Genomic DNA, 26811 nt, shown 5'->3' with positions numbered 1-26811 from the left:
ATCAACAGTAGTGATCAAATAAGATAATTACTCAAGGGGAGGAACTGTATTGTGATCGCTGAAATAACCACAACAATGAAGGTTCTCCCCTTTATCTATGAATTACTGGGATCGATAATATCAATACAAGGGGGAGTTAGAGGGGGTTGGTGATACCATATTTCATCACGATTCTGAATCAGCTTTTGCTCTTATAGAAGCGAAACGTCCTCGCCTCTAGTCCCTGCTCTTTCACTTTGCTCCAAACAAGAAAAACCCCGCTAGACTCTCGTCCAACGGGGTTATAACTTTACTCGCAGCAATCCGGCTACTAATGGTGCTCCATGCATCAAATCCTTGATAGTATACTGATTCCTTCAGTGCATTCCTTTCTCGCTATCCTAGCGGTGTCCTTGATCTTATCCTGATCCGTTAACAATCCGTAGTTAACTCTCTTCACTTGTTCCTTGAGCGGTGTCCCTTACATCATCCTGATGTGCAATCCATTTTCCTCAATCCTAGAGGTGTCCATCGTCTTTCCTTAGTAGCAACCATCCTAGTTACTATTGCGTCCATTCAATGTCCATTTTGCTATCCTTGCCGATTACTAATCCTAAGTAACCGAGTGCCTCATCCTGAAGCATACCAAATCCGTGGCTAGTTCCTGTTCCGTGTCAGCATCCTTCCGACATCAATAAGACTACGCTTTTCATTATTTTCAGCAATAGACTAAATTCAAACTTTTGCAAAAAGAATTCCCCCCTTTACCATAAACAAAAAAAAATACCATTTAATATCAGTAATTTAATTTAAACCTAGTTATATTTATCCATAAATAAAGCGAAAAAGCGCACTTGTTTGTGAGAGATCTCGCACACGGGTCATGGTGTTTTGGGAATAAGGATTAAGATCGCTTCGCTTGAAGGTTTCAGGAGTGAACGTGATAAGTGGTAAATACAGCTAGAAACGATACGCTTCGCTAACTAGAAACTATAAGATCAAAAGATAGACGGCTTCGCCTTGAGAGGTAAAACAATAATTAAGCCCTGCATTTACAACCCCTCCTAGCCTCCCCTTATATCGACATTAGTGATCACATGAGATATTTACTCAAGGGGAGGAACTATATTGTAAGCGCTGAAATATCCGCACCAAAGAAGGTTCTCCCCCTTTCTCTATGAATTACTGGGATCGATAATATCAATATAAGGGAGAGTTAGAGAGGGTTGCTAAAAAACATCAATAAAGACATTGAATCACTAAAGTCTCTACTCACAACCCCTCCTAACCTCACCTTATATCGACAACAGTGATCACATGAGATTATTTACTCAAGGGGAGGAATTGTATTGTGATCGCTAGAATAGCAACACCAAAGAAGGTTCTCCCCCTTTCTCTATGAATTACTGGGATCGATAATATCAATATAAGGGGGAGTTAGAGGGGGTTGTTGATACCATATTTCATCAAGATTCTAAATCAGCTTTTGCTCTTATAGATGCGAAACGTTCTAGCCTCTAGTTAGCGCAGCGTATAGGCTTTTACTTTGCTCCAAACAAGAAAAACCCCGCTAGACTTTCATCTAACGGGGTTATAACTTTACTCGCAGCAATCCGGCTACTGATGGTGCTCCATGCATCAAATCCTTGATAGTATACTGATTCCTTCAGTGCATTCCTTTCTCGCTATCCTAGCGGTGTCCTTGATCTTATCCTGATCCGTTAACAATCCGTAGTTAACTCTCTTCGCTTGTTCCTTGAGCGGTGTCCTTTACATCATCCTGATGCGTAGTCCTTTTTCCCTCAATCCTAGAGGTGTCCATTGTCTTTCCTTAGTAGTAACCATCCTAGCTACTATTGCGTCCATTCAATGTCCATTTCGCTATCCATGCCGATTACTAATCCTAAGTAACCGAGTGCCTCATCCTGAAGCGTACCAAATCCTTGGTGAGTTCCTGTTCCGTGTCAGCATCCTTCCGACACCATTGAGATTACGCCTTTCACCTATTTCAGCAATAGACTAAATCCTAATTTTTGCAAAAAAAAAATGAGAAATTCACCAATAAAAATAAAAACAATAAATTACAATAACTTATAGCAATCACTACTATTTTAGACTACAAATAAAGCGTTAAATCTCACTCTCTTGTAAGAGATCTCGCACACAGCTCTTCCACTTTGTCTCTACTCTCTCTTATTTCTTTAAAATCTAACCGTGATGCTGATCACTCAATATCTGAGCAAGGACAAATTACGTGATATTTTACGCTCTAAAAAAGAATAAAAAAAAGCGCCGATCGTAAGATCAGCGCTTTCAATTTTATTTATTCTAACAAGTATTATGCTTCGTCTTTTTCCATATAATCTTCATTTTCTTCTCTTACGTAAAAACGAGAGAAGAACAAACCGAACTCAAACAGAATACACATAGGTACAGCCAGTAAGGTTTGAGAAATAATGTCTGGTGGTGTTAGCATCATACCTACCACAAACGCACCAACAACAATGTATGGACGCTTTTGCTTTAAGGTTTCAGGCGTTGTTGCTCCTGTCCAACATAATAAAATGATGGCGACGGGAATTTCAAACGCGATACCAAAGGCAAGGAATAAAGCTAAAACAAAATCAAGATAACTGGCGATATCCGTAGCAACTTGAACGCCTTCCGGTGCAATGTTTGTAAAAAAGCTAAACACTAACGGAAAAACGATAAAGTAAGCGAAAGAAACACCGGCATAAAACAACATTGAGCTTGAGAACAATAACGGCATGATCAGTTTCTTTTCATGCTTATACAGTCCAGGAGCTACAAATGCCCATACTTGATAAAGAATCACTGGAACAGCGACAAATATCGATGCCACCAAAGTCAGCTTTATAGGCGTGAAAAATGGTGACGCGACATCAGTTGCTATCATCGTTGCACCGGCTGGTAATCTTTCTACCAACGGCGCTGATAAGAACTCATAAATGTCATTAGCAAACCAGACCAGACCTAAAAACACCACGATTACGGCAATTAATGCCTTTAATAGACGGTTTCTTAGCTCTAATAGGTGAGTTAACAACGGCTGAGAGTGTTCAACTGATGACATAATTACTCTGCTTTTGTTTTAGAAATTGAATCAGATGCTACCGGTGTCTCTGTATCTACTTTTGGAGTGTCTACAGTTTCTTCTGGTTTTGCATATGGGCGAGTGACATCAGCTGCCGCTTGTTTTAACTCTTCTACTGACTTTTTAAGATCAGGAGATAAGTCATCCATATTCATCTGCTCTGCTTTACGCAGATTTTCTTGTAACTCTTGTATCTTCAGCTCTTGTGTCAGCTCATCTTTAACGTTATTCGCCATGCTTTTTGCTGCCCCTACAAACTGTGCTACAGAGCGGATCGCTTTTGGTAAACGTTCCGGCCCTAATACAACGAGTCCAACAACAGAAATAAGTATCAGTTCCCAAAAACCGATATCAAACACGTGTTATGCCTGCTCTTTGTCGTTTTGTTTTTGTTTTTCTACTGTCTCTGCTTCTTTCTTCTCTAAGTTTTGAGGAGCAACAAAATCAGCGTCTTTTTTCGCATCTTTTGCTGTGTCTTCTTCACTTATCGCTTTTTTAAAGCCTTTAACTGCAGAACCCAAATCACTGCCTACACCGCGTAATTTCTTCGTACCAAATAACAGAACGATAATTACTGCAATAATAAGAAGTTGCCAAATACTAATACCACCCATGCTTGTTTCCTCAGCGTGTTAGGGTTAAAAAATTGCTAATAAGAATAACGCTTATCGACGATATGCTCGCCAGCTTAATAGCCAAAACGTGATTCCTGTAGCAGCACTAATTGATGCTAACGCAGTAATGTTACTGGTTAATAACACCGCAGAACAAATCAGCAGAGTTGCTCCAACATTAAATAGGAATTGTCCTTTCGCTTGTTGACGCTTACTTTGACGATACCCTGCGTAGAGTTTATCCATTCGTTGATTGAGAACTTTGCCCTGGCGCAAACTGTCATAAACTAAATCTGGTAGTTCTGGCAATTTTTCAGCCCAAAATGGCGCTTTCTCACTCAAAGCAGTCACGAAGGCTGCAGGTCCAATTTGTTTTGCCATCCACGTTTCTAAAAATGGTTTGGCAGTTGCCCATAGATCCAATTGAGGGTACAGCTGTCGCCCTAATCCTTCTACGTACAACAATGTCTTTTGCAATAATACCAATTGCGGTTGCACCTCCATATTAAAACGGCGTGCTGTATTAAATAAGTTTAATAACACATGTCCAAAAGATATTTCACCTAATGGCTTCGCAAATATTGGCTCACACACCATGCGGATCGCAAATTCAAATTCTTCGACATTAGTGTCTGCCGGAACCCAACCTGAATCAACATGTAATTGTGCAACTTTACGGTAATCACTATTAAAAAAGCCTAATAAGTTTTCAGCTAAATAGCGCTTATCTTCTTTATTGAGTGTTCCAACAATACCACAGTCTAATCCAATCCATTGTGGATTATCTGGATTATCTGGATTGACGAATACATTACCTGGGTGCATATCCGCATGAAAGAAGCTGTCACGAAACACTTGAGTAAAGAAAACAGACACACCACGTTCTGCTAATAGCTTCATGTTGGTGTTATTTCTTTCTAATTGTTCAATATCAGACACTTGAATGCCGTAGATACGCTCAGACACCATCAAGTTTTCAGAGCTTAAATCTAAAATAACTTCTGGCACATACAACTCTTCACTGCCTTCAAAGTTACGGCGCAGCTGCATTGCATTACTGGCCTCTCTTCTTAAGTCTAGTTCATCAAGTAAGGTTTTTTCGTATTCTTCAATAACTTCAACGGGCTTTAGGCGACGAGCCTCAGGAATATGCTGCTCAACCAACCCTGCCATTCGATACATTAATCGAATATCTGCTTCAATAACTGGACGAATATCAGGACGAATAATCTTAAGAACTATCTCTCGACCTGACTCTTTTAGTTTTGCAGTATGTACTTGAGCAATAGAGGCAGAGGCTAATGGAATAATATCAAACTCAGTAAACCAATTCTCCAATGGCCCACCCAGTGCCATTTCCATTTGATCTTTAGCAAGTTGACCATCAAACGGAGCGACTTGATCTTGCAGTAACGCCAGTTGGTCAGCTAAATGAGGAGGAAAAAGGTCACGACGTGTCGACATCATTTGACCAAATTTAATCCACACCGGCCCCAACTCTTGCAGCGCTAAACGTAAGCGCTCACCTAATGGTTTCTCTGGGTATTTATTTTTTATCCAGAAAAGCCCTCGGCGTAAACGCTTTGGCAATTGAGTTAAGGCATGATCAGGCAGCAGTTCATCTAATCCATACTCAAGCTGAACCTTGGTAATATGATATAAACGCTTTAGCTCTGATGGTGTCATGCGCGCTCCATTGGATAAGCATTTAATAGTCGTGTTAAACGAGCATCAAGCTCTGCGAGTTGAGTATCAACCTCAAACACTTGATCGCAAAAATGCGCTATTTCTAACGGCGCAGGTGCAATCTTCCATTCTTCAGTTAATACTTCTGCCGCGTGACGTGTTTGACGAGTAATTTGTTTCTTTACCCAGCACGCACTGCTTTTTACACCACTCACTAAAGTATGGGCCACAATATCACCAGTGTATTGGGAAAGTTTCTCTTCCACATCAGGTTTCAGTTCAGTTAATAACGCAGAGAATTGTTGTCCGAGGTTAAGATCACCTTCAAGCACCAACTTATCTTGTTTTATTAATTGAGTAATGTTGTTTTGCTCTCGCAGTTGCGGCAAAACAGAAAGGTTTAAAGCAAGGTAACAATCGACCTCACCTTCAAACTTTGACAGGATATCCACTTGCTGCTGACTAAAGATAAAATAAAAATCTTTGTTCACTTCATTTAAATGAACATGAATAATTTTGCCTTTTAAGCGCAATAAAGCAGCTTTACTATCTGGTGATTCTTTTAACAGTGTATTTAACCCTGTTTCCATCACGCCTGTTACAAACGGTTCTAATGGCATTAGTTTTATCCTTTAAAACTTGTAACCGCGGTGCAGAGCAACAATACCACCCGTTAGGTTGTAGTAGTTTGCTTGTTCAAAGCCCGCTTCTTCCATCATGCCCTTCAATGTTTCTTGATCTGGGTGCATACGGATGGATTCAGCAAGATAACGATAGCTGTCTGCATCATTTGCAATCAACTCACCCATTTTTGGTAATAGGTGAAAAGAGTACGCGTCATAAATTTTTGATAATGGCTCAAGAATTGGTTTTGAAAATTCCAGCACGAGTAGACGACCACCCGGCTTAAGCACGCGGAACATCGAACGTAATGCTTTGTCTTTGTCTGTCACATTGCGAAGACCAAAACTAATGGTAATACAATCAAAGTGATCATCTGGGAATGGCAGTTCTTCCGCATTTGCTTGTACGTAATTCACGTTACCAACAATACCCATATCGCGTAATTTGTCGCGACCAACGTTCAACATTGAGTTATTGATATCCGCTAAAATCACTTGGCCTGTATCACCAACAATACGCGAGAATTTAGCAGTAAGATCACCAGTACCACCGGCTAAATCAAGAACTTTATGACCCGGACGTACGCCACTGCAATCAATCGTAAATCGTTTCCAAACACGATGTACACCACCAGACATAAGGTCATTCATGATGTCGTATTTTGCTGCTACAGAGTGAAATACTTCTGCAACTTTCGCGACTTTTTCGTCTTTCGCGACTGTAGTGAAGCCAAAGTGTGTTGTTTCTTCAGCAATATTCATCTTGTCCGTCATTTTTCGTCCTCTAGAGATTGTTCGCTGAATCCCTACACTCTGAATTCAACAGCGCTCTAGTCTACTTTATCCAACCCATTATCACCAAGTGTTTGCATAGTATCTGCTTCAAAAGATTGCTCAATAAGACGACGATTTATATCTCGCTTTACCTCAACACCCAATTCTTTAAAACTTTCAGCTTGACGAATAATGTTACCTCGCCCTGTTGCTAATTTATTCATTGCGCCTTGGTAGCTTTGATTTGCTTTATCTAACGCCCCCCCAACAGCCTCCATATCATCCACAAACAAACGCATTTTGTCGTATAACTTACTGGCTCGATCGGCGATAATTTTTGCGTTCTGATTTTGTCTTTCGTTACGCCATAAATTACTGATAGTTCTTAATGCTACAAGTAACGTCGTTGGGCTTACGATGATAATATTTTGCTCCATCGCATCCGAAATTAATGATGGGTCCGCTTCTATCGCAACTTGAAATGCCGGCTCTACAGGAATAAACATTAATACATAATCTAAACTGCGTAAGCCATTTAACTTGTGGTAATCCTTTTTACTTAACCCACGTAAGTGAGCTCGAATAGCCATTAAATGCTCATCAAGCGCTTGCTCTTTTTGATTAAAGTCATCACTGTTAAAAAATCGCTCATAAGCAATCAAGGTCATTTTTGAATCAACCACGACATCTTTCTCATCAGGTAAGTGAACAATCACATCGGGATAAAAACGTTTGCCGTCTTCATCATCCATACTGACTTGTGTATCGTACTCATGACCTTCTCGTAATCCTGATTCTTGTAACACACGAGCCAACACAACCTCACCCCAATTGCCTTGTTGTTTGTTGTCACCTTTGAGTGCATTGGTCAGATTTACCGCCTCCTGTGTCATACGCTCATTCAGCTGTTGTAAACTACGAATTTCATGCACTAGGGTATGACGTTCTTTTGCTTCAAAGCCAAAGCTGTCATTGACCTGCCTTTTAAACCCTTCTAACTGTTCTTTTAGTGGTGACAGCAAACCTTCTAAACTGATTTTGTTTTGCTCATCAACAGTTTTAGTTTTATGTTCAAACAATTGATTGGCTAAGTTTTCAAATTGTTGCTTTAAGCGTAGCTCTGCTCGCTCTAATAATTCCATTTTTTCTAAACTGGCTTTGCGTTCTTCTTCATGACGCGCTTCTTGCTCTCGTAATTCAGCTTCAATATTTGAATTTGCCTGACGAGAAAATTCCAACTGTTGTGTGAGAAACTCTTTTTCTTTTTGAACGGCATCAAAATAGCGAAGCTTTTCCATTGCTGCCATCAAGCGACCATGTGATTGCTTTTGTTCTTGTGCTAGCTGCTCTCTCTCACCATCTAGCTCATTTAATTCTGCTTGCTGCTTTTCTAATTGCTGGGTTAATTGGCTCAATTGATTATTACTGAGTTTTTTTTCTGATTCTAATTCATGCTCTAACAATGCTAATTCTTGCTGATTTCGACTATTAACCAACACATGAGCGACAGCATACGCAATGCTTGCTCCAACAAAACCAAACAATAAATGGCCACCAAATTGATTCAAAAATTCCATAACTCACTCAATACAAAAACTTATTCTTATAGGATATTTTGATACTGGATAAATGTCCAGTTAACACTATTTTACAAGCACAGGTAAACTCCTGCCTTAAATGGATTTCTAAATTGAGAATAATAACAATGAACGAACGTCGCGCTTTAGGATTTGGCATCGCAGCGGTTCTATTATGGTCAACCGTCGCCACCGCTTTTAAAATCACATTAGAATACTTTACCCCCACGCAAATGCTCACCATTGCAAGTGCCGTTTCTATCCTTGCTTTAGTCGCTGTTGCCGCTTATCAAAAAACATTATCGAAACTGGTCAATACTTTTGTTGCCAATCCTTTGTATTACATTTTACTTGGTGCAATTAACCCTCTGGCTTATTATTTGGTGTTATTTAAATCTTATGATTTATTACCAGCCTCTCAAGCTCAACCCCTAAATTACAGTTGGGCAATAACCCTTACACTAATGGCTGCCGTTTTTCTGGGCCAAAAAATTAGAAAACAAGATTGGGTTGCTTGCGTTTTAGGCTATTTAGGTGTGATTGTAATTGCAACTAAAGGCAATGTCTTTGCACTGGAGTTTGATAGTCCACTTGGTGTGGGATTAGCGCTATTTTCAACGCTGCTTTGGGCTGGTTATTGGATATTAAATACGAAAAACAAAGCTGACCCAATTTTAGGGTTACTACTTGGTTTTTTAATTGCACTTCCGGTTGCCGTAGGTTTGAGTTTTTATGAAGGCGCATCTTGGGCATATATCCCAATGAATGGTTGGCTTGCGGTGTCTTATGTTGGACTGTTTGAAATGGGGATCACGTTTGTTTTATGGCTATCTGCATTACGCTTAACTCAAAATACCGCCCGTATTAGTAACCTAATTTTTGCATCTCCTTTTATTTCTTTATTATTACTGGCAAATATTATTGGTGAAGAGATACATCCATCAACTCTGATTGGTTTAATCATGATTGTATGTGGCTTACTGATACAGCAATTCTATGGTAAGAAAAAGAACAAGCTAAAATAACAGAAAAGATAACACCATCCGAACTCAAACGTTAGGCATAAAAAAGCAGCGATCGCTCGCTAATGCCAGTCAGTTAAGCTGACTGGCTTTTTTCTTTTTCCAGCAAGGGTACTTCACGGCTTTAGCTCGAACTCTCCTTGGATAGCGCCTATCTTCTCTCTTTGGCGGTAAAATGTAGTGAGCGGTATTTGCCTGTAAAGAGGCGATAGTCTTCGGGATATTACCTGCACTATTTAGTGACATTGTGTACAACATATTTATGATTGCCAGCGAGCATGATGTGAAACTTAATTGGTTTGCGTGAAGCCCCTTCACCGTATGTGACATCTTAACCATTTGATATCTAAGTAAGTTATAACCAAGTAATATCCCCCATAATTCTTGTCTAATCATCTCAGGCTTTTTACTTCGAAGGTGATGCTCACTATTTAGAAGCGTCTGTTTCATTTCTCTATAACCGACTTCTATCTCCCAACGCTCACTGTACAGCTCTACCATTTCAGACGATGGAAAACGCATTGGATCAACCATTGAAGTTAAAATTTGAGTCTCTTTTCCTTTCACTTTTTTACTCACTAACCGAGCTTCAATATATTCCGGCAGATCAAGGAACTTCTTTCTAGCTTGTGGCGATGTTTTTAAACGCACTAATTTATCTTGTCGACCTAAAGTTCGTACTTCCTCATATATTGTTCCTTTCTTCACAGGAAGCAACCAATGACGTTCCGATCCTGTTGTAGACCATTTATGAAGTAAGCCAAGGGAATAAAATCCTTTATCAAACAAAGTTATAGAGTTATCTGGAGTGGATGAGATAAGTTGTTCAGCTAAAACCATTTCACTGACTTTTGTGCTATCAAAAGCACTATTGATCAATAAATGGCTAGTGAGTTCCATTTGGCATACCATTCTGATTTGAGGGTAGCAGGTTTCGCCATGCTGATTACTTTTAGGTTCAAATACTTGAAGGTTTTCTTTTGTGTCAGGCGCTCGCCAAACTACGCCATCAACACCTAATAATTGTAAACCGTTCCATGTTGGATGGTTTGCTTCGGTATTCCAGATTTCAGCTGTTGATGTGAAAATATGTCTTACTGCTTCGCTTCCAAGTCTTTGTCTCGCTTGAACTACTGCACTCGGAGCCACTAGTGGCCGCTTTCCTGGCAGCATAAGCTGCATATTACTGGTAATGTCCCAGACTGACTCATCTCGATAGAAAGCCATGCCTAACACAACCCAAATCATCATATCTAATGGTAATCGGCGCTTACGGATCGTAGCTATCCCAGCCTCTTCTAAACATTGATTAATAAATTCAGGAGGTAATATATCACTGAGTTTTCCGAGAGAATCAGAATCAGGGACGAAATCATTAGCCAGTGTTAGAGCTTTAGTTAGTTGCATAAAAAATCCGATATTGGTTACCCAATATCGGATTTTGAAGGTTTTTAACGATCAGTCAAATGATCTGGAAAATTTCTTAACTGATCGGCATTAGCGATCGCTCGCTGCTTTTTTATTTATACCAATGTAATTAATTAGATGATCTATTTAACCAGTAAAATGAACAGATAATTAGTGAAATTGGTATTACTAAAGTAACTTATTTGCTTGCTAGATAAGCTTGGAAGTCTTCTAAAGAAACCCCTTCTTTTGCCATCTCTTCAGCTAATTTTTTTGTTGTTTCGCCTTTGCGCTCTTCAATTACCACTTGAAATTGGTAAATAAGATCACGCAATGTAGGAACAGACACTTGGCGCGCAGCACTTCTTACGCGCTCTTGGCTTTGGTTTCCTAATTCAGATAAGAGCTTACCAAACATTAATTTTTCTGGTGACTCTTCCATCTGCTCTAGAACACGAGCCATTTCAATAATAGACATCGACATTGCGTGTTTTGCCTTTCAGTCGTCAATATTAGTAATAGTGCTGAATATACACTGAAAGTCACATTAACTGAATATATTAAGAAACAAAATTGCTCCTTTTCTGTTCAATTTATAGGAATTACTTCTCAGTAACACCTGAATGCCAACGTTGACCTGTTTTCGTCAATAGGATCAGCAAGCCTGGGATAAGAAGCCACATCATTAGCGTTAAGAGTTGTGCAGAAGGGAGTGCTAATCTTTGCATTGTGCCAACAATGACGCCTGCACCACTCATTTGAAATAACCCTAATAATGCCGCGGCTGTACCCGCTCTATCACCAAACGGTGCTAACGCTTTGCCTGCCGCAGAACCTAGCACTGATGCATAGCCTACAGAAGCAAAGAATATTGGGATCATAAATGCCCAAGCTTGCTGAATATGTTGAAAACCTAACATTAAGCCACCAGAGATGACTAATACAAATAAACCAAATAATAAAACATTCTTCGTGCCAAATTTGAGCATGAATTTAGGCGCGATAAAACACACAGCAATGTTAATCACAGCATTAACCGCGAACCAATTGGTAAACTCTCTCATTGTTAATCCTAATTTATCAATCAGGAATACAGGAGCTGAAGTTACATAGGCTAAAATAACGCCCATCGATAACATGCATAATGTCGCGTGCAGTAAGAAGGTTGGATGTTGTAATACAGACCAATAACGTGATGGGCTGATCAAGCGCCCCGTTTGTACTGTCTCTTTTGGTTTTGTTTCTTTGTAATTAATAACGATCAACGCTAAAGCCACTAATGCGAAACCAGCCATAAAACTAAAGTTTGAACGCCATCCAAAATGAGCTGTTAAGTAACTGCCTAAAATTGGGGCTAATGCAGGAATAAAACAGATTGCACCATTAAGGTAGCTGATCATTCGTCCACTTTTCTCTGCACCAAATGAATCACGAACCGATGCAAATGCTGCAACTGCTGTCGCACATGCACCGAAACCTTGCAATAATCGAGCAATTAATAACATTTCCATTTCTTGAGCCGAGTACGCTAACGCAGCACTCAAGCCATAAATAATAATCCCCGTTAATGCTATTGGTCGACGGCCATAACGGTCAGCTAATGGGCCTGCAAATAACTGTCCAAGACCCATACTAAACATGAACCACGTAATAGTATCTTGACCTAATGTTGGTTCAACTTGAAATTCGCTGACCATCATAGGCAAAGCAGGAAGATAAATATCAATGGCTAATGGACTGAATAAAACCAAGATAACCATTAGAGCGATAATCTTTTTATCTGATTGTTGTGTTAGCGATGTAGCTGATTGAGCTGAAACTGGCGTGTGCATGTGTAACTCCTAAAATAGTTTGAGAAGTGTACTTAATTAGAGATATGAACAGAAATGGTTTATATTCAAATCTAACATTCTAATTTGGAATATCTCTATGTTCTTTGAAAAGTTGGCTAAGATCGATCTCAACTTACTTTTGACTCTGCACCTATTATTAGAAGAAAAAAGCGTTACTCGGGCATCTCAACGTTTATGTTTAAGTCAGTCCGCAGTCAGTAAAAACTTAGCGAAATTACGAGAACAATTTAATGATCCCTTATTTACTCGTACCGCTTATGGTCTGCAACCCACTGCCAAAGCGCGCAACCTGCAAGGTCAACTGCATACATTATTAAGTCATTTAGAAACCATTACTGAAGCATCCAGTTTTGAACCTCAGAACAGCCATTATCGATTCCGATTAGGGCTAGTGGAGAGTACTTATCCATTATTACTGCCACACTTCATGTCTTATATTTTAAATAAAGCCCCTAATGTCATGTTAGATACTCACCCTTGGGACATGACAACCTTAAAAAAATTACAATCAGGTGAGATGGATATTGGAATTACGGGGAAAGACCTCGACCCTAAATACGCGAATATCACAATGCAGATGCCAGAAGATATTCGAGGGCAAGAGATCTACCGAGACAGTCAGATGTGCTTGGTTAGACCAAACCATCCCGTATTAACTCAAGAGTGGACCTTAGATGCTTACCTTCAACAGCGCCATGTTCAAGTTCGCTGTGATGGCAAAGATCAATGGTTACTTGACTATAAATTGGCTGATAAAGGACTTGAACGCAGTATTGGTATCATTGTGCCTGACTTTAATAGTGCAGCAAGTTTATGCACTCATACCGATCTCATTTTCACGGCACCTAGTCACTTTATTAAGCTGATAGCAAAACAACTTAATTTGGTTGTTTTACCTTTGCCTACCGAGTTACCGCAAATGGCTTATACGCTTTTCTGGCATCAACAAAAAGAGAGTGATGCTGCAAATTGCTGGCTGCGCAATACCATAATTAATCGCTGTAAAGATTTATCAGCATCAACAATTGCAGATGCGTGATAAAAACGCTAGGTTATAACTCAAATAATAATCCCGCTTTCTGCCTTGCCATATATGGACAGAACACTAATAAGGATACTCAGATGCACCCACAGACTTCTCAACGCATTGAGCAACTTCGCTCATGGCTTGTTAAACAAGATTTTGACGCACTTATCATTCCACATGAAGATGAGTTTTTAGGCGAGTATATTCCTGAACATAATGAACGTTTATTATGGGCAACAGGATTTACAGGCTCTGCTGGTGCAGCGGTGATAACCAAAGATAAAGCTGCAATTTTTGTTGATGGTCGCTATACAGTTCAGGTTCGTAAACAAGTTCCAGCGGATGTGTTTGAGTACCGCCATTTACATGAAGAACCATTATTAGAATGGATAAAAGATACGCTTGCTACTAATTCAAAAGTCGCTGTAGATCCTAGAATGCATACAGCGCAATGGTTAAAAAATGCAACGATAACGGTTGATGGTTTTGTTTCTTTAGAAGTAATTACAACTAACCCTATTGACCTTTCTTGGGCAGACCGCCCAGAAGTAAAAGTGTCAGATGTTCGTTTAATGCCTATTGACCTAGTTGGTCAATCAAGCACAGATAAACGTAAACAAATCGCGCAAGCAGTCGCAAAGAAAAATGCTAATGCTGCTTTATTAACACAATTAGATTCAATCTGCTGGTTATTGAATGTACGTGGTTTAGATGTATCTCGCCTACCGGTACTTCTGTCTCACGCCATCATTCATGCCGATGAAACTGTCGACTTCTTCTTAGATCCAGCTCGTCTTCCTGTAAATTTCAGTGAGCATGTAGGCCAAGGTGTGCGAGTTCATCACCCAGAAGCACTGCAATCAATTTTAGAATCACTAACAGGTAAAAAAATATTGGTTGATTCTGCAACCTCAAACGCATGGATGTCATTGGTATTATCTGATGCGGATGCAGAAATCATTGAAGCGTCAGATCCATGTTTACTACCAAAAGCCGCTAAAAACGAAACAGAAAAGGCTGGCATGAAAGCGTGTCATATTCGTGATGGCGTTGCGATGGTGAAATTTTTAACTTGGTTTGACGCTGAGATCGAAGCGGGCAATTTACATGACGAAGCGGTACTTGCTGATAAACTTCAAGGTTTCCGAGAGGAAGATGCAACCTTAGCTGATTTAAGTTTTGACACCATTTCAGCAGCAGCCGGCAATGCAGCAATGTGCCACTACAATCATGAAAACCAACCTGAACCAGGTAAGCTACAAATGAACAGCTTATACCTTGTTGATTCAGGCGGTCAGTACCCAGATGGCACAACAGACATTACTCGTACCTTGCCAGTAGGTACACCAAGTGATGACATCAAGCAGCAATTTACTTTGGTGTTAAAAGGTCACATTGGTTTGGCTTCTGCTCGCTTCCCTAAGGGAACTTGCGGTCATCAACTAGATATCCTTGCTCGCCAGCATTTATGGGCTCAAGGCTACGATTATGATCATGGTACAGGACATGGAGTTGGTCACTTCCTAAGTGTTCACGAAGGACCTCAACGTATTGCTAAAGTAGTCAACAACACCGCTCTTATCCCAGGAATGGTGTTATCTAATGAGCCTGGTTATTATCGTGCAGATGAGTTTGGTATTCGTATTGAGAACTTAGAGCTGGTCGTTGAAATCGAAACTCAAGGTGATTTCTCAGTTCTTGGTTTTGAGTCTTTAACTCGTTGCCCTATCGATAAGCGTTTAATCAATGTTGATATGTTGAACCGCCCAGAACTTACTTGGCTAAACAACTATCACCAGAAAGTGTGGGATGATGTTAGTCCTCTTGTTGATGGTGAAGTAAAAGAATGGCTTAAACAAGCGACTGCTGAATTAAGCTACGAAAGCTAATCAATTAAAGCGCAATAAAGAAAATGCCACGTACCTATCGTATATAAGAGTAAATGTATAGAAGAGCAAACGTGGCATTTTTATTTAAAAATCTATTAAGGGACAAAACAATCATTTATCCCTTGATGTTTCACGTGAAACATCAACTTGAATAGCTTCTATCCCAATCTTTCCAAACCGGTTCAAATCCCCTCGCTTGTACAGCTAAAGAAACAGATTCAGCAGATCGTTCATCACTAATAGAAAACTGCTCAAGCTCTTGGTCATCATTTGCATAACCACCCGGTTGTGTTTTCGATGCCGCTGATATTGACGTTATCCCCAAAGGCAACACATTATCTCTAAAGTGTGCCGACTCTCGAGTAGACAATGACAGTTCAACCTCTGGGTTTAACAACCGATAAGCACAAATTAATTGCACCAGTTGTTTGTCACTCATGATTGATTTAGGTTGGAGTGCACCTTCACATGGTCGCAATCTTGGAAAAGAAATAGAATAACGCGTTTGCCAATATCGACGCTCTAAGTAGTCCAAATGCGCCGCCACAAAAAAACAATCCGTTCGCCACTCTTCTAAACCGATAAGCGCACCAATACCTATTTTGTCTATGCCCGCTTTTGCTAATCTATCTGGTGTTTCTAAGCGATATTGAAAGTCCATTTTATTTCCACGAAGATGATGTTCTGCATACGTCGATGGATGATACGTTTCTTGATACACCATTACCGCATCCAACCCTAAGGTTTTTAATTCTGCATACTCTTCTTGTTCAAGAGGCTGAACTTCCATCGCAAGGTAATTAAACGACTGCTTTATCTGTGGTAGTGTTTGACGAAAATAATTCATTCCAACTTTAGTTTCGTGCTCTCCTGTAACCAAAAGCACACTATCAAAGTTCATCGTTTTAATTGCTGCCATTTCTTGTGCTATTTCATCTTGATTAAGTGTCTTCCTCTTAATTCGATTCTCCATTGAAAAACCACAATAAGTACATGCGTTGGCACATAGATTAGAAAGATACAGAGGAATATAAAAACCAATCGTGTGACCAAATCGCTGACGAGTTAAACGGGCAGATTCTTGAGCCATTTGTTCAAGGTATCTTTCTGCTGCTGGAGAAACTAATGCTTTAAAGTCTTCTAGATCCCGCTTGGGTTTATTCAACGCCCTTTCAACATCATGATGAGTTTTGCTATAGATGGAGAGTTTAACCTCATCCCAATTTAACTTTTTCCATTCATCAGTAAATGTCATTTCATTCACCTTAATCAAGAAATGCCGTTAATGGACTAGAAGCAACCGCTTGGGTATTTACGGGCGCTAAGCCATTCTCGTAAGCTAATCGACCAGATTGCACCGCTAACTTAAAGGCGGTCGCCATTGCGATTGGATTTCTTGCAACTGCAATAGCCGTGTTCACAAGAACAGCATCAGCACCAAGTTCCATTGCAAAAGCCGCATGTGATGGCGCACCAATGCCAGCATCAACCACAACAGGCACTCGTGATTGGTCGATAATAATCTCTAAAAAATCGCGACTGACAATGCCTTTATTTGAACCAATCGGCGCACCTAGTGGCATTACCGCAGCGCAACCTACTTCTTCTAATCGCTTGCACAACACCGGATCAGCATGACAATAAGGCAAGACAACAAACCCTTGCCTCACTAGCTCTTCTGCTGCTTTTAGTGTTTCAATTGGGTCTGGCATTAAGTACTTAGGGTCTGGATGAATTTCTAATTTTAGCCAGTTTGTTCCCAATGCTTCACGCGCCAGTTGTGCGGCAAAGATTGCCTCACGAGCATTTTTAGCACCAGACGTATTGGGTAATAAGTGAATTCCAGCATCTACTATGGGTTTTAAAATATTGTCTGCTGGGTTATTCACCTCAACACGCTTTAACGCCATGGTTGATAATTCAGAACCAGATTCGATGAGTGCTTTTTGCATGATCTCTGAATTAGGAAATTTTCCTGTCCCTGTAAATAAACGCGAACTAAACGTCTTATCTCCGATGGTTAATAAGTCACTCATGTTAGCCCCCTGCGATAGCTTGAAATAAAGAGATGGATTCACCCTGCGATAACCCACGCTTTTGCCATTCCGATCTCGGTATTATCTGATTACTGATCGCGATAGCACACCCTTGTGTATTAATGCCATGGTGTTCTAAAAATGAAGCCATAGTATGGGATGCTTCAACTCGGTAAGTCACACCATTAAGTTCTATTGAAATTAAATCACTCATGACAAGCCTCTCCCGTTGAGTATGTTTCACGTGAAACATCATTGCTTACTGTTGAAGAACAGATTGAACATTGATTGTCTTTTGGAATTTTTATCGATGTCCAACTTAAAGAACGACCATCAAACTGATGAATTGAGTCCCACTTCATGTAACTCGGTTGTGTAAGATATTTAATGGTTTCTAATGCCTGTAGGTTTCCTATCATGCCAACTACCGGACCTACAATTCCGAACGACTGACAGTTTTGTGTTTGGTGGCTTTCGGCAAAAGGAAATAAGCAGTGATAGCAAGAGGTGTTATTTTCCGTAACCTGATTTGAAAACAGCATTAACTGCCCTTGCCAACCAATTGCTGCACCTGAAATAAGAGGAACATTATGCTTCACACACGCCGCGTTAATTTCATGTCGTGTCGGCAAATTATCAGAACAATCCAAAACCACATCCACTTGGTTAATAAAGCGAGATAATTCTGGCTCTGTTAGCTTGTGACTGATCACTTCAATATGAGTGGTACCGTTCAGCCCTTTAAGTTGCTGCGCCATTGCCATCGCTTTATTTTGGTTTAGGTTGTTATCGCGATAGACCACTTGTCGCTGTAAGTTGCTTAACTCAACCTTGTCTCCATCGGCAATAATTAATGTACCGATACCAGAAGCGGATAAATACATTCCAACTGAAGAGCCTAGTCCGCCACAACCGACTATCAGAACCGTACTATTTCTTAATGTGACTTGCCCTTTTTCACCAATGTCCGGCAACATAATTTGACGGCTATAACGCAGAAAATCTTGGTCACTTAATCCTTCCATCAGCAGATTACTCATGAATAACCTCCTGTTGGTTTACTTTTCTTGGTTTCGCAATAATGGCGTTAAATTGAGATATCGCTTGGTGAATATCTTCAGCTTGAGTTATAGCGCGAACCACAGCAATACTGTCTACACCGGTTTGCCAAACATCTTCAGCTACGGATAAATCAATACCACCAATCGCAACGGTCGGTATGCCTCCTGCTAATAATTGATTCTTAGCAAGATTAATTAGGCCTTGAGGTTGTGATGGCATATCTTTCGTTGGTGTCGGGAAAATATGACCAAGCGCTAAATAGCTTGGATTTAATGCTTTTACTTTTAGTAACTCTCTATCATCGTGTGTGGATAATCCAAGACAGATACTGGCATCAGAAATAGCCTGTAAATCGGCAATTTCTATGTCTTCTTGTCCCAGATGAATACCAAATGCCTTATGCTTAATGGCTAATTGCCAATAGTCATTGATGAACACTTGAGCATCGTATTCTCGTCCAAGTTTAATCGCTTTGATAATCTGTTGCTCTAAATCGGTTTGTTCCGGATTCTTAATTCTCAGTTGGATTGTCTTTACATCAAGTTTTAATAACACCTCAATCCATGACACATCATCAACCACGGGATACAAGCCAAACTTACTTTTATCAATTCTAGGGAACGCAAACATCGCAGTCTCACTTCAATTCCGTACACAAAAGATAAGAGATGTTCCACGTGAAACACCCCTTACTATCTCGTTATTCAGCTTCTACCGCTGGATGATAAAGTTCAGAACCTGACGCTTTAAACTCTTCTGATTTCTGACGCATTCCCTCTAGAGGATCATTAATCATTTTGATCTCAATCGCTTGGTCTAATGCGACTTGATCGATATCTTTAGCGTACTCACGAACCTCTTGTGAGATTTTCATTGAACAGAATTTAGGCCCACACATTGAACAGAAATGAGCGACTTTGCCCGACTCTTGCGGTAAGGTTTCATCGTGATATTCACGTGCAGTGATAGGATCTAGTGATAGATTAAACTGGTCTTCCCAGCGGAATTCAAAACGAGCTTTTGATAATGCGTTATCACGAATTTGTGCCCCCGGATGGCCTTTGGCTAAGTCACCTGCATGAGCGGCTAACTTATAAGTTATTAATCCCGTTTTAACATCGTCTTTGTTTGGTAATCCTAAATGTTCTTTTGGCGTTACATAACACAACATGGCACAGCCATACCAACCAATCATGGCAGCACCAATACCTGAAGTAATGTGATCATACCCAGGTGCAATATCTGTCGTTAATGGACCTAATGTATAGAATGGTGCTTCATGACAATGTTTAAGTTGCTCGTCCATGTTCTCTTTAATCATGTGCATAGGAACATGGCCGGGGCCTTCGATAATGACTTGAACATCGTAATCCCACGCAACTTTAGTTAACTCGCCTAACGTTCTTAATTCAGCAAATTGCGCTTCGTCATTAGCGTCAGCAATAGAGCCCGGACGCAATCCATCACCCAAGGATAAGGCTACATCGTATTTAGCACAGATTTCACAGATCTCACGGAAATGGGTATATAGGAAACTTTCTTGGTGATGAGCCAAACACCACTTCGCAATGATTGAGCCACCGCGCGAAACAATCCCGGTAACGCGTTTTGCTGTCATTGGTACATAACGAAGCAGTAAACCTGCGTGAATGGTAAAGTAATCGACGCCCTGTTCTGCCTGCTCGATTAAGGTATCTCGCATCACTTCCCAGTTAAGATTTTCGGCTACACCGTTTACTTTTTCTAGCGCTTGGTACATAGGAACCGTGCCAATTGGGACAGGGCTATTACGTAATATCCACTCACGGGTTTCATGAATATTTCGACCCGTAGATAAATCCATAACCGTATCACCGCCCCAACGCGTTGACCAAACTAGCTTCTCCACTTCTTCTTCAATTGATGAACTCACCGATGAGTTACCAATATTGGCGTTAACTTTAATTAAGAAATTACGGCCGATAATCATTGGTTCTGCTTCTGGATGGTTTATGTTTGATGGGATAATTGCGCGCCCTTCAGCAACCTCTTTACGCACAAATTCAGGTGTAATTTCTTTTGGTAAGTTAGCTCCAAAACTATGGCCGGGGTGTTGATGGTTTAACTGCTCATCAGCGAATTTCTGGCAACCCATATTTTCACGGATCGCTATATATTCCATTTCAGGAGTGATGATTCCCTGACGCGCATAATGCAGTTGAGTAACACATTCGCCTTGTTTAGCGCGACGAATCGTTGGGAGGTTTCCATAACGAAGTTCATCAAGGGTTTCATCCGCTAAACGCTCTTGCGAATAAACGGAACTAACGCCATCAAGCAACTCGGTATCATTTCGCTCTTCAATCCAACGCTCACGAAGTTTTGGCAATCCTTGGTATACATCGATATCGTAAATTGGATCGGTATACACACCCGAAGTGTCATAAACTTGAATCGGCTCATTAGGCTCAAGAATTGGCGTTTCTTTAGTTCCACCAACTAAGCTATCTGCCAGTGAAATTTCACGCATAGGTACGCGGATATCTGGGCGAGATCCTTCAATATAAACTTTTTTTGAGTTTGGGTATGGTTGAACCGATAAAGATTCTATATTAGTTTTAGCATCTAAACGTGCTTGTTTGCGACTTGACGACATAGCAAAATTCCTTGATAAAAATAGAATAATTGCTTGTCGGATTTGAGTTGTAGAAAGAGGTTCTTAGTATGAGATACAACGAGAGTAAGCCTGCGTATTTATATGCGATGAATTAAACAAATAAACTAAAGCTAAAATTCAGCTGCGGTTTATCATTAAATAATTCGATTAGTGGCTAACATACTAAGATAAAAATTATCTCTTGTTCCCTTCGCAGGTATTAGCCTGATCAGGTTCTACGGATCCCGCAATGCGGTCTCAGCTCGTACTTTAAAAAGCACTAAGCACTCCGACAAGTTTCTTTCAGATCTTTGAATCAAAATCTGAACGTCTTCAGAGTATAAAGAAAGTATGTAAGAAATGAAATGGAAGAGAAAAAAGTTATCAAGTGGTTGGCTGAGTTTGTGAGTGAGCGCATATAGAGTTTTACATATCGACAATCCATATTAAACCTTGTGTGCTTCGTAACAAAAAACCACCTTTGTCATCCGTAGCTCTTACACCAACAAATACAGTGTTCTTTTTTGTGGAGAAGCACATTAGGTTTAAATACTCTCAACAAGGTTTTAATCTACATTCGTTTCACGTGAAACTATTTGTCATTTTTAGTTAGCTTATTCGCTAAATGTTTTAACCATGAAGAATTATATTCACGATATGACCCAATTTTATTAGAGCCATCATGATCACGTCCATGCACTAATGTTTTAGACACCGCAACGCGTTGTGAAGAATAAATACCCGTATGGCCACTAAAGTAATATGCGGTATAACACGCTAAGGCAAAGTAAGGTAAGTAATCCGCACCAAACAACTCTACCCCCATTATCGTACACGCTAATGGCGTATTGGTTGCCGCAGCAAATACGGCTAAGAAACCTAATGCTGCAAACAAATCAACTGGAGCACCCAAAACCCAAGCAAGGAAATTACCCAAAGTCGCACCAACAAAGAACAGAGGTGTTACCTCACCACCTTTATACCCTGCCGCTAATGTGATCGCCGTTAAGAGTAGTTTTAAAATCCAACTATACCACTCAGCACCACCAGCACTGAATGCCGAAGTAATACTCACTCCACCATCACGACTTGGATAAACACCAATACCAATGTAATCGTAATTACCAATTAACTGCGTAATGGCAATAACCATTAAGCCACCTACAACTACGATTAAATATGGGTTTTTAAGCGTGGCATTAAATAGATCTTTAAAGCCGTGAGTTAACTCACCAAATAAATAACCCGCTAAGCCAAAACCAATCGCAGCAATGATTACTTTAGCCATTAATACCAAATCAATATCAACCGCATGACCAAACAAGGTACTAACCTGATCAAAGCTAATTAAATAATGGGTGTGATGAGCACCCCAAGCAGAAGCGACTACATTAGCTAAGATAGCGGCCAATAACGCAGGAATAATCGCATTAAACTTAATACGACCAATAAACAACACTTCAAGCGCAAAGATAGCGCCAGTAAAAGGCGTTCCAAAAATAGACGCAAAACCCGCAGCCACACCCGCAGTTAACATCATTCGTCTATCATCTTCAGACAGCTTAAATACTTTAGATAGCCAATCCGTTGTAGCACCACCGATTTGAACTGCCGTCCCTTCACGACCTGCTGAACCACCGAATAAATGGGTAATAACCGTAGTAAATAACACCAGTGGTCCCATTCGAACCGGTACACCCTCACCCGCTTGATGAATTTCATCCATGATTAGGTTATTACCGCCCGCAGAATTCTTACCCCAATTACGATAGCTATATACAATAACCAAACCAGCTAGAGGTAGAAGATAAATAAGCCAAGGGTTAGCAATACGGGCTTGAGTTGCTTCGCTTAATAGCCAAAGAAAAAAAGCATTAAATGAACCGACCAATAGAGCAACAGGTAGAATTAATAATGACCAGCGTGCGACTTGAAATAAGTTTTGAAAATTTCGATTAAGTGGATGTGCCATGAATTTCTATCTTTTAATAATGGTTAATCAAAAGGATAGACGATCTTAGAAGAGAAGAGAAATAACAAGCAGCTCTACTATAGACAGATCTATCCCAATACGATCAAAATCACTGATCAGGATAACGCTACAGTAGGAATCATTATCTCTAAATTAGAGCGGTTAAAGGTGGAAATCCATCACCCGTAATTAGAATAAGATCTAATCAACAAAAGAAATGTTACTCCTATCGTTTATAAATGGCAAATAAAAAGGCGCTCAATACTTTAAGCGCCTTTTTTCATTTTCGTAAATACTTACCAAGTAAGTACTGGAGTGTAACTACTCACAATATTAACCATTTTAGTATTTACGCTTTCGAATCCTTTCCAAAGTTTTTTCATTACCGCTGTTTTTTTCTTTCTTGATTGCTGTTTACCATACATTTCTTCGTTTAGCATATTCTTTGCAGCAAGTTGACCAAGATATACAGCACCTAAATCGTAATTCATTGTTATAAAACCTTAGAGATTAATTAAACAGCAAATTGTACTGCTTACACCCCAAAAAACAAGATATAGATCACGTTTTTTTTATTTTCATAACAAAGCAAGAAATTATCGAATTGTTGGCGTTGCTAGATATGTTGACTTGCGAACCCCTTCTCCGAATGTGCTCTGAATTAATGCAGTCATCTCCTGTGAATGTATCGAATCTGCCGTCTTTTGAATATTCAATAGCGCATCAATTCCATAACCATATATTGTGTATCGCGTAAATAGCCAAGCTTGTTGTGATGAGTTATTTTTCATCGGAGATAAATCAACCACTAACTGTTTTGCAGCAGAACGGGTTTCCTCCTCAGATACCCCCCCTAATAAATCGCTAATCACTTTGTCTATCGCTGATTCAATAAGCTCTGCATTTTTTGGAGCCACCTGAGCACCAACAATCCAATTGCTTCGTAATTCACCATCAGAGTTGATAATTTCGGCATAAGGCGCATAGTCTAAGCTTAACTCTTCACGCACATAAGACATCAAACGTTTAGAAACAATACGCTGCAGCATATCTTCCATAAACAAGGATTTTGCAGATTGATTCTCATCAACCTTATTCGCAATAAAATGAGCGATATAATGACTATTATTTTCGGTATTAACTGCCATTGTAAAGCTAGGTTTAAATGATTCTTTATAGCCAGCAGCATAGTTAACAGGCTCAGAGTTAGCTAATTGGATACTCGCAACATACTGACGTAATAACGGTTTTAACTCTGTGGGTTTAAGATCAGCAACAATCACTAATTGATAATTTCTATTCTGTTGGAATAATAATTGGTGAATTTTTTTTATTTGTTCATCAGTTACATCAACCACCCCATCACCTTCCTGTAATCGATGACTGCTCGTTACTACATACGTATTATGGTTAATCGCTTGAGTAAATTTACCCAATGGTGTTTCTAGGTATGCACTGCGATTTTGATTAAACTCTTGTTTTACCGTTTTAAGCTGATCTGCATCGACTTTAATCTCAGACATCAATGTTGATAAAACAGCAAAACTTTCAGCAACCCCTTCTCTATCAGTGAAAATCTCAATACCATGATGAGTAAAGTTAATATATGGATAAAGCTCAATATCATTACGTCTTAAATGTGCATCTAGCTGAGATCCAGTAAGCTTGCCTAACCCACTACGACTAGCAACAGGAATTGCAATGTTTGCTGCCGGAATAAGGTTTGGAGTCAATGCTGCCATTCCCCCCTTACTCGCTAACGAAATACTGATGTCATCCCCAGAATTTACATCTCTTAAATACAGTACGTTTATGCCATTATCTAACGTCCAGCTTGTTAGGTTTCTTTCACTCGGTATCAATTCTTCAGAAAGAATGCTTCCAGCCGTAGCAGGAACAGGGAAAGCAGAGGTTATATTATTAAGCAAAGGTTTATTACCCTGCTTATTATACAGAGACCTTAACTCAGGGATCCTTAGTTTCGTGGCATTAATACTTTCACTCGCACCTAAGCCAATACCAAACTGGTAAGAACTTGATAGGAAATCATGCATATGTTGATTAACAACCTTAAGGTCGACCATAGAAAGAAAAGCCTCCAAACTTTCCTTATAATCTAAAATAGACTGACTTGGTTGTTGGTTAACAATATTCATTGATTTAGTTTCTGCATGATTAACAGCGTTCAAATTATCTTGGTTTTTAACAATATAATCTAATTCATATTGATAGTATTTTACTATGTCTTCTAGCTCATTAGCCGTTGCACCAAAATCACGCAAAGAAGCCAACACCTCTAAAAATTGCGTTTCGCTTTGATCTCTATAACGTGCCGGGAATGATACTGAAGAAATGGAGTAACGACTGTCTGAAACAAAATATTCCGTTGAATAAATCCATTGAGCAGGCATTGCTGCATCTAAAAATGCAGCATTCATTCTTTGTTTAATTAATTCTTGAGAAATATAATCTAACCAAAGTTGATGTTGCTGTTCTCTGCTTTGAATATTCGAATTTCCACGATCAATAACCATGTTAATACTTGGAGCTTCACCACCCGCAATATAACCAATAAAATCAGAGGTATTTAATACTTCCTTTTCCATTGTCGTTACCGTGGTAGTTCCTTTTTCCCATGAAGAGAAATGTGTTTTAACGAGCTCAGTCGCTTGTGCTAAGGTAACATCCCCCGTAATCACTATTTCTGCTAATTGCGGTTGATACCATTTCTTATAAAATTCTCTTAATGTTTCTGAAGACGCTGAAAGAACAGATTCTTCATTCCCAAGAGGATCATAAGCATCATATGAATTGTTAGTCATATGCTCATAAAACTGTGTCGATACATCTTTCTCTTCAAGTCTAGAATATCTAAACTCACCAAGAATAACGTCTTTCTCTTTTTCTACTTCTTGGGAAGAAAGCTCAATACCATCTCCAATATCTCGCATCCAAGTGAGTGCATTATTTAATTCACTATTATTGGGAAGATCTAGTTTATAAACGGTTTCCTCATAAGAAGTATACGCATTAATATCAGCAGCAAAGCTAAGCCCTACATTTTCAAATAAAGAAATAACGTCATTTTGAGAAAAATGTTCACTTCCATTGAAAGCCATGTGCTCTACAAAGTGTGCATACCCTTTTTGATCTTGTGTTTCTTGAAATGAACCAGCGTGAATAATTAGCCTCACAGAGACCTCTTTTTCGGTATCTGGATAGATATGATAACGAAGCCCATTATCAAGTTGTTCACTGACCCAATGAGGGTCTGCTTTTATTGGTGTAACGGAGTGAGTTGCGCAGCCTGTAACGAATAAAGAAAAAGCTATTGGTAACCAATAAGTTTTCATAATACATCCTAGTAATTATATTTATATTTTATAAGATTCTGATCTAAATATAAATAATGTATAAATGCAAGGGTATTATCTAAATGATTATTATTCTCAATGTTTTTTTGTTACTTGCGAAATTAACCCCACTTTTCTAAACCCAAAAGATCATGCTTTCTAAATATGGCAAAGGTAAAGAAACTCA

General features: G+C 39.6%; 21 protein-coding genes, 1 pseudogene and 2 riboswitches. Of the genes and pseudogenes, 3 read left to right on the top strand and 19 right to left on the bottom strand.

Annotated features, from left to right (window positions below; translation table 11 throughout):
* Nucleotides 1-2317: 2317 nt before the first annotated feature.
* Genes tatC through rmuC form a run of 7 tightly spaced genes read right to left on the bottom strand, consistent with a single transcriptional unit; the run spans nt 2318 to nt 8368 of the window.
* Nucleotides 2318-3073, bottom strand: coding sequence for a twin-arginine translocase subunit TatC (gene tatC / locus AC2IP4_RS00210; RefSeq protein ID WP_375321494.1), 756 nt, complete (start codon nt 3071-3073; stop codon nt 2318-2320).
* Between the two features lie 2 nt (nt 3074-3075).
* Nucleotides 3076-3453 carry a Sec-independent protein translocase protein TatB gene (gene tatB, locus AC2IP4_RS00205; protein ID WP_375321493.1) on the bottom strand — a complete coding sequence of 126 codons (378 nt, stop codon included), beginning with the start codon at nt 3451-3453 and terminating at the stop codon, nt 3076-3078.
* Nucleotides 3454-3456: 3 nt separating this feature from the next.
* On the bottom strand, nt 3457-3708 hold the full coding sequence (tatA, locus tag AC2IP4_RS00200; RefSeq protein WP_060993424.1) for a Sec-independent protein translocase subunit TatA: 252 nt from the start codon (nt 3706-3708) through the stop codon (nt 3457-3459).
* A 51-nt stretch (nt 3709-3759) separates the two neighbouring features.
* Nucleotides 3760-5394, bottom strand: a complete 1635-nt coding sequence (gene ubiB / locus AC2IP4_RS00195; protein ID WP_375321492.1) for a ubiquinone biosynthesis regulatory protein kinase UbiB — start codon at nt 5392-5394, stop codon at nt 3760-3762.
* Nucleotides 5391-6014, bottom strand: coding sequence for a ubiquinone biosynthesis accessory factor UbiJ (locus AC2IP4_RS00190; protein WP_375321491.1), 624 nt, complete (start codon nt 6012-6014; stop codon nt 5391-5393). The genes ubiB and AC2IP4_RS00190 overlap by 4 nt, the downstream gene beginning before the upstream one ends.
* A gap of 12 nt (nt 6015-6026) precedes the next feature.
* Nucleotides 6027-6791: a bifunctional demethylmenaquinone methyltransferase/2-methoxy-6-polyprenyl-1,4-benzoquinol methylase UbiE gene (ubiE, locus tag AC2IP4_RS00185; RefSeq protein ID WP_375321490.1), complete on the bottom strand. Its 765-nt coding sequence runs from the start codon at nt 6789-6791 to the stop codon at nt 6027-6029.
* A 56-nt stretch (nt 6792-6847) separates the two neighbouring features.
* Nucleotides 6848-8368, bottom strand: coding sequence for a DNA recombination protein RmuC (gene rmuC, locus AC2IP4_RS00180; RefSeq protein WP_486310453.1), 1521 nt, complete (start codon nt 8366-8368; stop codon nt 6848-6850).
* 128 nt (nt 8369-8496) lie between these two features.
* Here rmuC and AC2IP4_RS00175 point away from each other — a divergent pair, with 128 nt between their 5' ends.
* On the top strand, nt 8497-9393 hold the full coding sequence (locus AC2IP4_RS00175) for a DMT family transporter (RefSeq protein ID WP_486310452.1): 897 nt from the start codon (nt 8497-8499) through the stop codon (nt 9391-9393).
* Between the two features lie 69 nt (nt 9394-9462).
* Here the strand turns inward: AC2IP4_RS00175 and AC2IP4_RS00170 are convergent, their stop codons facing one another.
* The 3 genes from AC2IP4_RS00170 to AC2IP4_RS00160 all read right to left on the bottom strand — a co-directional run bounded on the left by AC2IP4_RS00170 (nt 9463) and on the right by AC2IP4_RS00160 (nt 12629).
* On the bottom strand, nt 9463-10797 hold the full coding sequence (locus AC2IP4_RS00170; protein WP_375320795.1) for an IS4 family transposase: 1335 nt from the start codon (nt 10795-10797) through the stop codon (nt 9463-9465).
* Between the two features lie 199 nt (nt 10798-10996).
* Complete coding sequence (gene tsrA / locus AC2IP4_RS00165; RefSeq protein ID WP_065594514.1) at nt 10997-11281, bottom strand: H-NS-like global regulator TsrA; 285 nt, start codon at nt 11279-11281, stop codon at nt 10997-10999.
* Between the two features lie 118 nt (nt 11282-11399).
* On the bottom strand, nt 11400-12629 hold the full coding sequence (locus AC2IP4_RS00160; RefSeq protein ID WP_375321487.1) for a multidrug effflux MFS transporter: 1230 nt from the start codon (nt 12627-12629) through the stop codon (nt 11400-11402).
* A 97-nt stretch (nt 12630-12726) separates the two neighbouring features.
* Between AC2IP4_RS00160 and AC2IP4_RS00155 the strand changes: the two genes are divergently transcribed.
* Nucleotides 12727-13689 carry a LysR family transcriptional regulator gene (locus AC2IP4_RS00155; protein ID WP_375321486.1) on the top strand — a complete coding sequence of 321 codons (963 nt, stop codon included), beginning with the start codon at nt 12727-12729 and terminating at the stop codon, nt 13687-13689.
* Nucleotides 13690-13772: 83 nt separating this feature from the next.
* On the top strand, nt 13773-15566 hold the full coding sequence (locus AC2IP4_RS00150) for an aminopeptidase P family protein (RefSeq protein WP_486310451.1): 1794 nt from the start codon (nt 13773-13775) through the stop codon (nt 15564-15566).
* A gap of 142 nt (nt 15567-15708) precedes the next feature.
* Here AC2IP4_RS00150 and thiH read toward each other — a convergent pair whose 3' ends face one another.
* The 9 genes and pseudogenes from thiH to AC2IP4_RS00105 all read right to left on the bottom strand — a co-directional run bounded on the left by thiH (nt 15709) and on the right by AC2IP4_RS00105 (nt 26624).
* On the bottom strand, nt 15709-16821 hold the full coding sequence (gene thiH, locus AC2IP4_RS00145) for a 2-iminoacetate synthase ThiH (protein ID WP_130045792.1): 1113 nt from the start codon (nt 16819-16821) through the stop codon (nt 15709-15711).
* A 10-nt stretch (nt 16822-16831) separates the two neighbouring features.
* Nucleotides 16832-17602, bottom strand: a complete 771-nt coding sequence (locus AC2IP4_RS00140) for a thiazole synthase (protein ID WP_486310450.1) — start codon at nt 17600-17602, stop codon at nt 16832-16834.
* A 1-nt stretch (nt 17603) separates the two neighbouring features.
* Nucleotides 17604-17816, bottom strand: a complete 213-nt coding sequence (thiS, locus tag AC2IP4_RS00135; RefSeq protein WP_130087466.1) for a sulfur carrier protein ThiS — start codon at nt 17814-17816, stop codon at nt 17604-17606.
* Nucleotides 17809-18642 carry a HesA/MoeB/ThiF family protein gene (locus AC2IP4_RS00130; RefSeq protein WP_486310449.1) on the bottom strand — a complete coding sequence of 278 codons (834 nt, stop codon included), beginning with the start codon at nt 18640-18642 and terminating at the stop codon, nt 17809-17811. Before AC2IP4_RS00130 ends, thiS begins: the two co-directional genes overlap by 8 nt.
* A pseudogene (thiE, locus tag AC2IP4_RS00125) lies at nt 18635-19297 on the bottom strand (thiamine phosphate synthase); the annotation flags it as partial. The gene AC2IP4_RS00130 and the pseudogene thiE, both read right to left, overlap by 8 nt.
* 67 nt (nt 19298-19364) lie before the next feature.
* Nucleotides 19365-21299 carry a phosphomethylpyrimidine synthase ThiC gene (thiC, locus tag AC2IP4_RS00120; RefSeq protein ID WP_486310448.1) on the bottom strand — a complete coding sequence of 645 codons (1935 nt, stop codon included), beginning with the start codon at nt 21297-21299 and terminating at the stop codon, nt 19365-19367.
* A 189-nt stretch (nt 21300-21488) separates the two neighbouring features.
* Nucleotides 21489-21601: riboswitch (TPP riboswitch) on the bottom strand.
* A gap of 290 nt (nt 21602-21891) precedes the next feature.
* A complete protein-coding gene (locus AC2IP4_RS00115) occupies nt 21892-23271 on the bottom strand; it encodes a voltage-gated chloride channel family protein (RefSeq protein ID WP_130045786.1) in 1380 nt (459 codons plus the stop codon).
* Nucleotides 23272-23397: 126 nt separating this feature from the next.
* A riboswitch (Fluoride riboswitch) is annotated at nt 23398-23464 on the bottom strand.
* A 103-nt stretch (nt 23465-23567) separates the two neighbouring features.
* The gene (locus tag AC2IP4_RS00110; RefSeq protein ID WP_375321478.1) at nt 23568-23762 is read right to left on the bottom strand and encodes a hypothetical protein; all 195 of its coding nucleotides are present in this window, start codon (nt 23760-23762) and stop codon (nt 23568-23570) included.
* Between the two features lie 105 nt (nt 23763-23867).
* Nucleotides 23868-26624 carry a M16 family metallopeptidase gene (locus AC2IP4_RS00105; protein WP_486310447.1) on the bottom strand — a complete coding sequence of 919 codons (2757 nt, stop codon included), beginning with the start codon at nt 26622-26624 and terminating at the stop codon, nt 23868-23870.
* Between the last annotated feature and the right edge of the window lie 187 nt (nt 26625-26811).

Source organism: Aliivibrio thorii (assembly GCF_057368585.1).
Note: the sequence above shows the minus strand (reverse complement) of the source record. Positions and strands in the feature narration are given on the sequence as shown.

What these genes read in the sequence shown, in the direction of transcription:
- AC2IP4_RS00175 (WP_486310452.1), top strand. Translation starts at nt 8,497, where the DNA reads ATGAACGAACGTCGCGCTTTAGGATTTGGCATCGCAGCGGTTCTATTA.
- tatA (WP_060993424.1), bottom strand. Translation starts at nt 3,708, where the DNA reads ATGGGTGGTATTAGTATTTGGCAACTTCTTATTATTGCAGTAATTATC.
- tatC (WP_375321494.1), bottom strand. Translation starts at nt 3,073, where the DNA reads ATGTCATCAGTTGAACACTCTCAGCCGTTGTTAACTCACCTATTAGAG.
- ubiE (WP_375321490.1), bottom strand. Translation starts at nt 6,791, where the DNA reads ATGACGGACAAGATGAATATTGCTGAAGAAACAACACACTTTGGCTTC.
- AC2IP4_RS00155 (WP_375321486.1), top strand. Translation starts at nt 12,727, where the DNA reads ATGTTCTTTGAAAAGTTGGCTAAGATCGATCTCAACTTACTTTTGACT.
- thiC (WP_486310448.1), bottom strand. Translation starts at nt 21,299, where the DNA reads ATGTCGTCAAGTCGCAAACAAGCACGTTTAGATGCTAAAACTAATATA.
- AC2IP4_RS00170 (WP_375320795.1), bottom strand. Translation starts at nt 10,797, where the DNA reads ATGCAACTAACTAAAGCTCTAACACTGGCTAATGATTTCGTCCCTGAT.
- thiH (WP_130045792.1), bottom strand. Translation starts at nt 16,821, where the DNA reads ATGACATTTACTGATGAATGGAAAAAGTTAAATTGGGATGAGGTTAAA.
- AC2IP4_RS00190 (WP_375321491.1), bottom strand. Translation starts at nt 6,014, where the DNA reads ATGCCATTAGAACCGTTTGTAACAGGCGTGATGGAAACAGGGTTAAAT.
- AC2IP4_RS00110 (WP_375321478.1), bottom strand. Translation starts at nt 23,762, where the DNA reads ATGAATTACGATTTAGGTGCTGTATATCTTGGTCAACTTGCTGCAAAG.
- AC2IP4_RS00105 (WP_486310447.1), bottom strand. Translation starts at nt 26,624, where the DNA reads ATGAAAACTTATTGGTTACCAATAGCTTTTTCTTTATTCGTTACAGGC.
- ubiB (WP_375321492.1), bottom strand. Translation starts at nt 5,394, where the DNA reads ATGACACCATCAGAGCTAAAGCGTTTATATCATATTACCAAGGTTCAG.
- AC2IP4_RS00160 (WP_375321487.1), bottom strand. Translation starts at nt 12,629, where the DNA reads ATGCACACGCCAGTTTCAGCTCAATCAGCTACATCGCTAACACAACAA.
- rmuC (WP_486310453.1), bottom strand. Translation starts at nt 8,368, where the DNA reads ATGGAATTTTTGAATCAATTTGGTGGCCATTTATTGTTTGGTTTTGTT.
- AC2IP4_RS00140 (WP_486310450.1), bottom strand. Translation starts at nt 17,602, where the DNA reads ATGAGTGACTTATTAACCATCGGAGATAAGACGTTTAGTTCGCGTTTA.
- AC2IP4_RS00130 (WP_486310449.1), bottom strand. Translation starts at nt 18,642, where the DNA reads ATGAGTAATCTGCTGATGGAAGGATTAAGTGACCAAGATTTTCTGCGT.
- AC2IP4_RS00115 (WP_130045786.1), bottom strand. Translation starts at nt 23,271, where the DNA reads ATGGCACATCCACTTAATCGAAATTTTCAAAACTTATTTCAAGTCGCA.
- thiS (WP_130087466.1), bottom strand. Translation starts at nt 17,816, where the DNA reads ATGAGTGATTTAATTTCAATAGAACTTAATGGTGTGACTTACCGAGTT.
- tsrA (WP_065594514.1), bottom strand. Translation starts at nt 11,281, where the DNA reads ATGTCGATGTCTATTATTGAAATGGCTCGTGTTCTAGAGCAGATGGAA.
- AC2IP4_RS00150 (WP_486310451.1), top strand. Translation starts at nt 13,773, where the DNA reads ATGCACCCACAGACTTCTCAACGCATTGAGCAACTTCGCTCATGGCTT.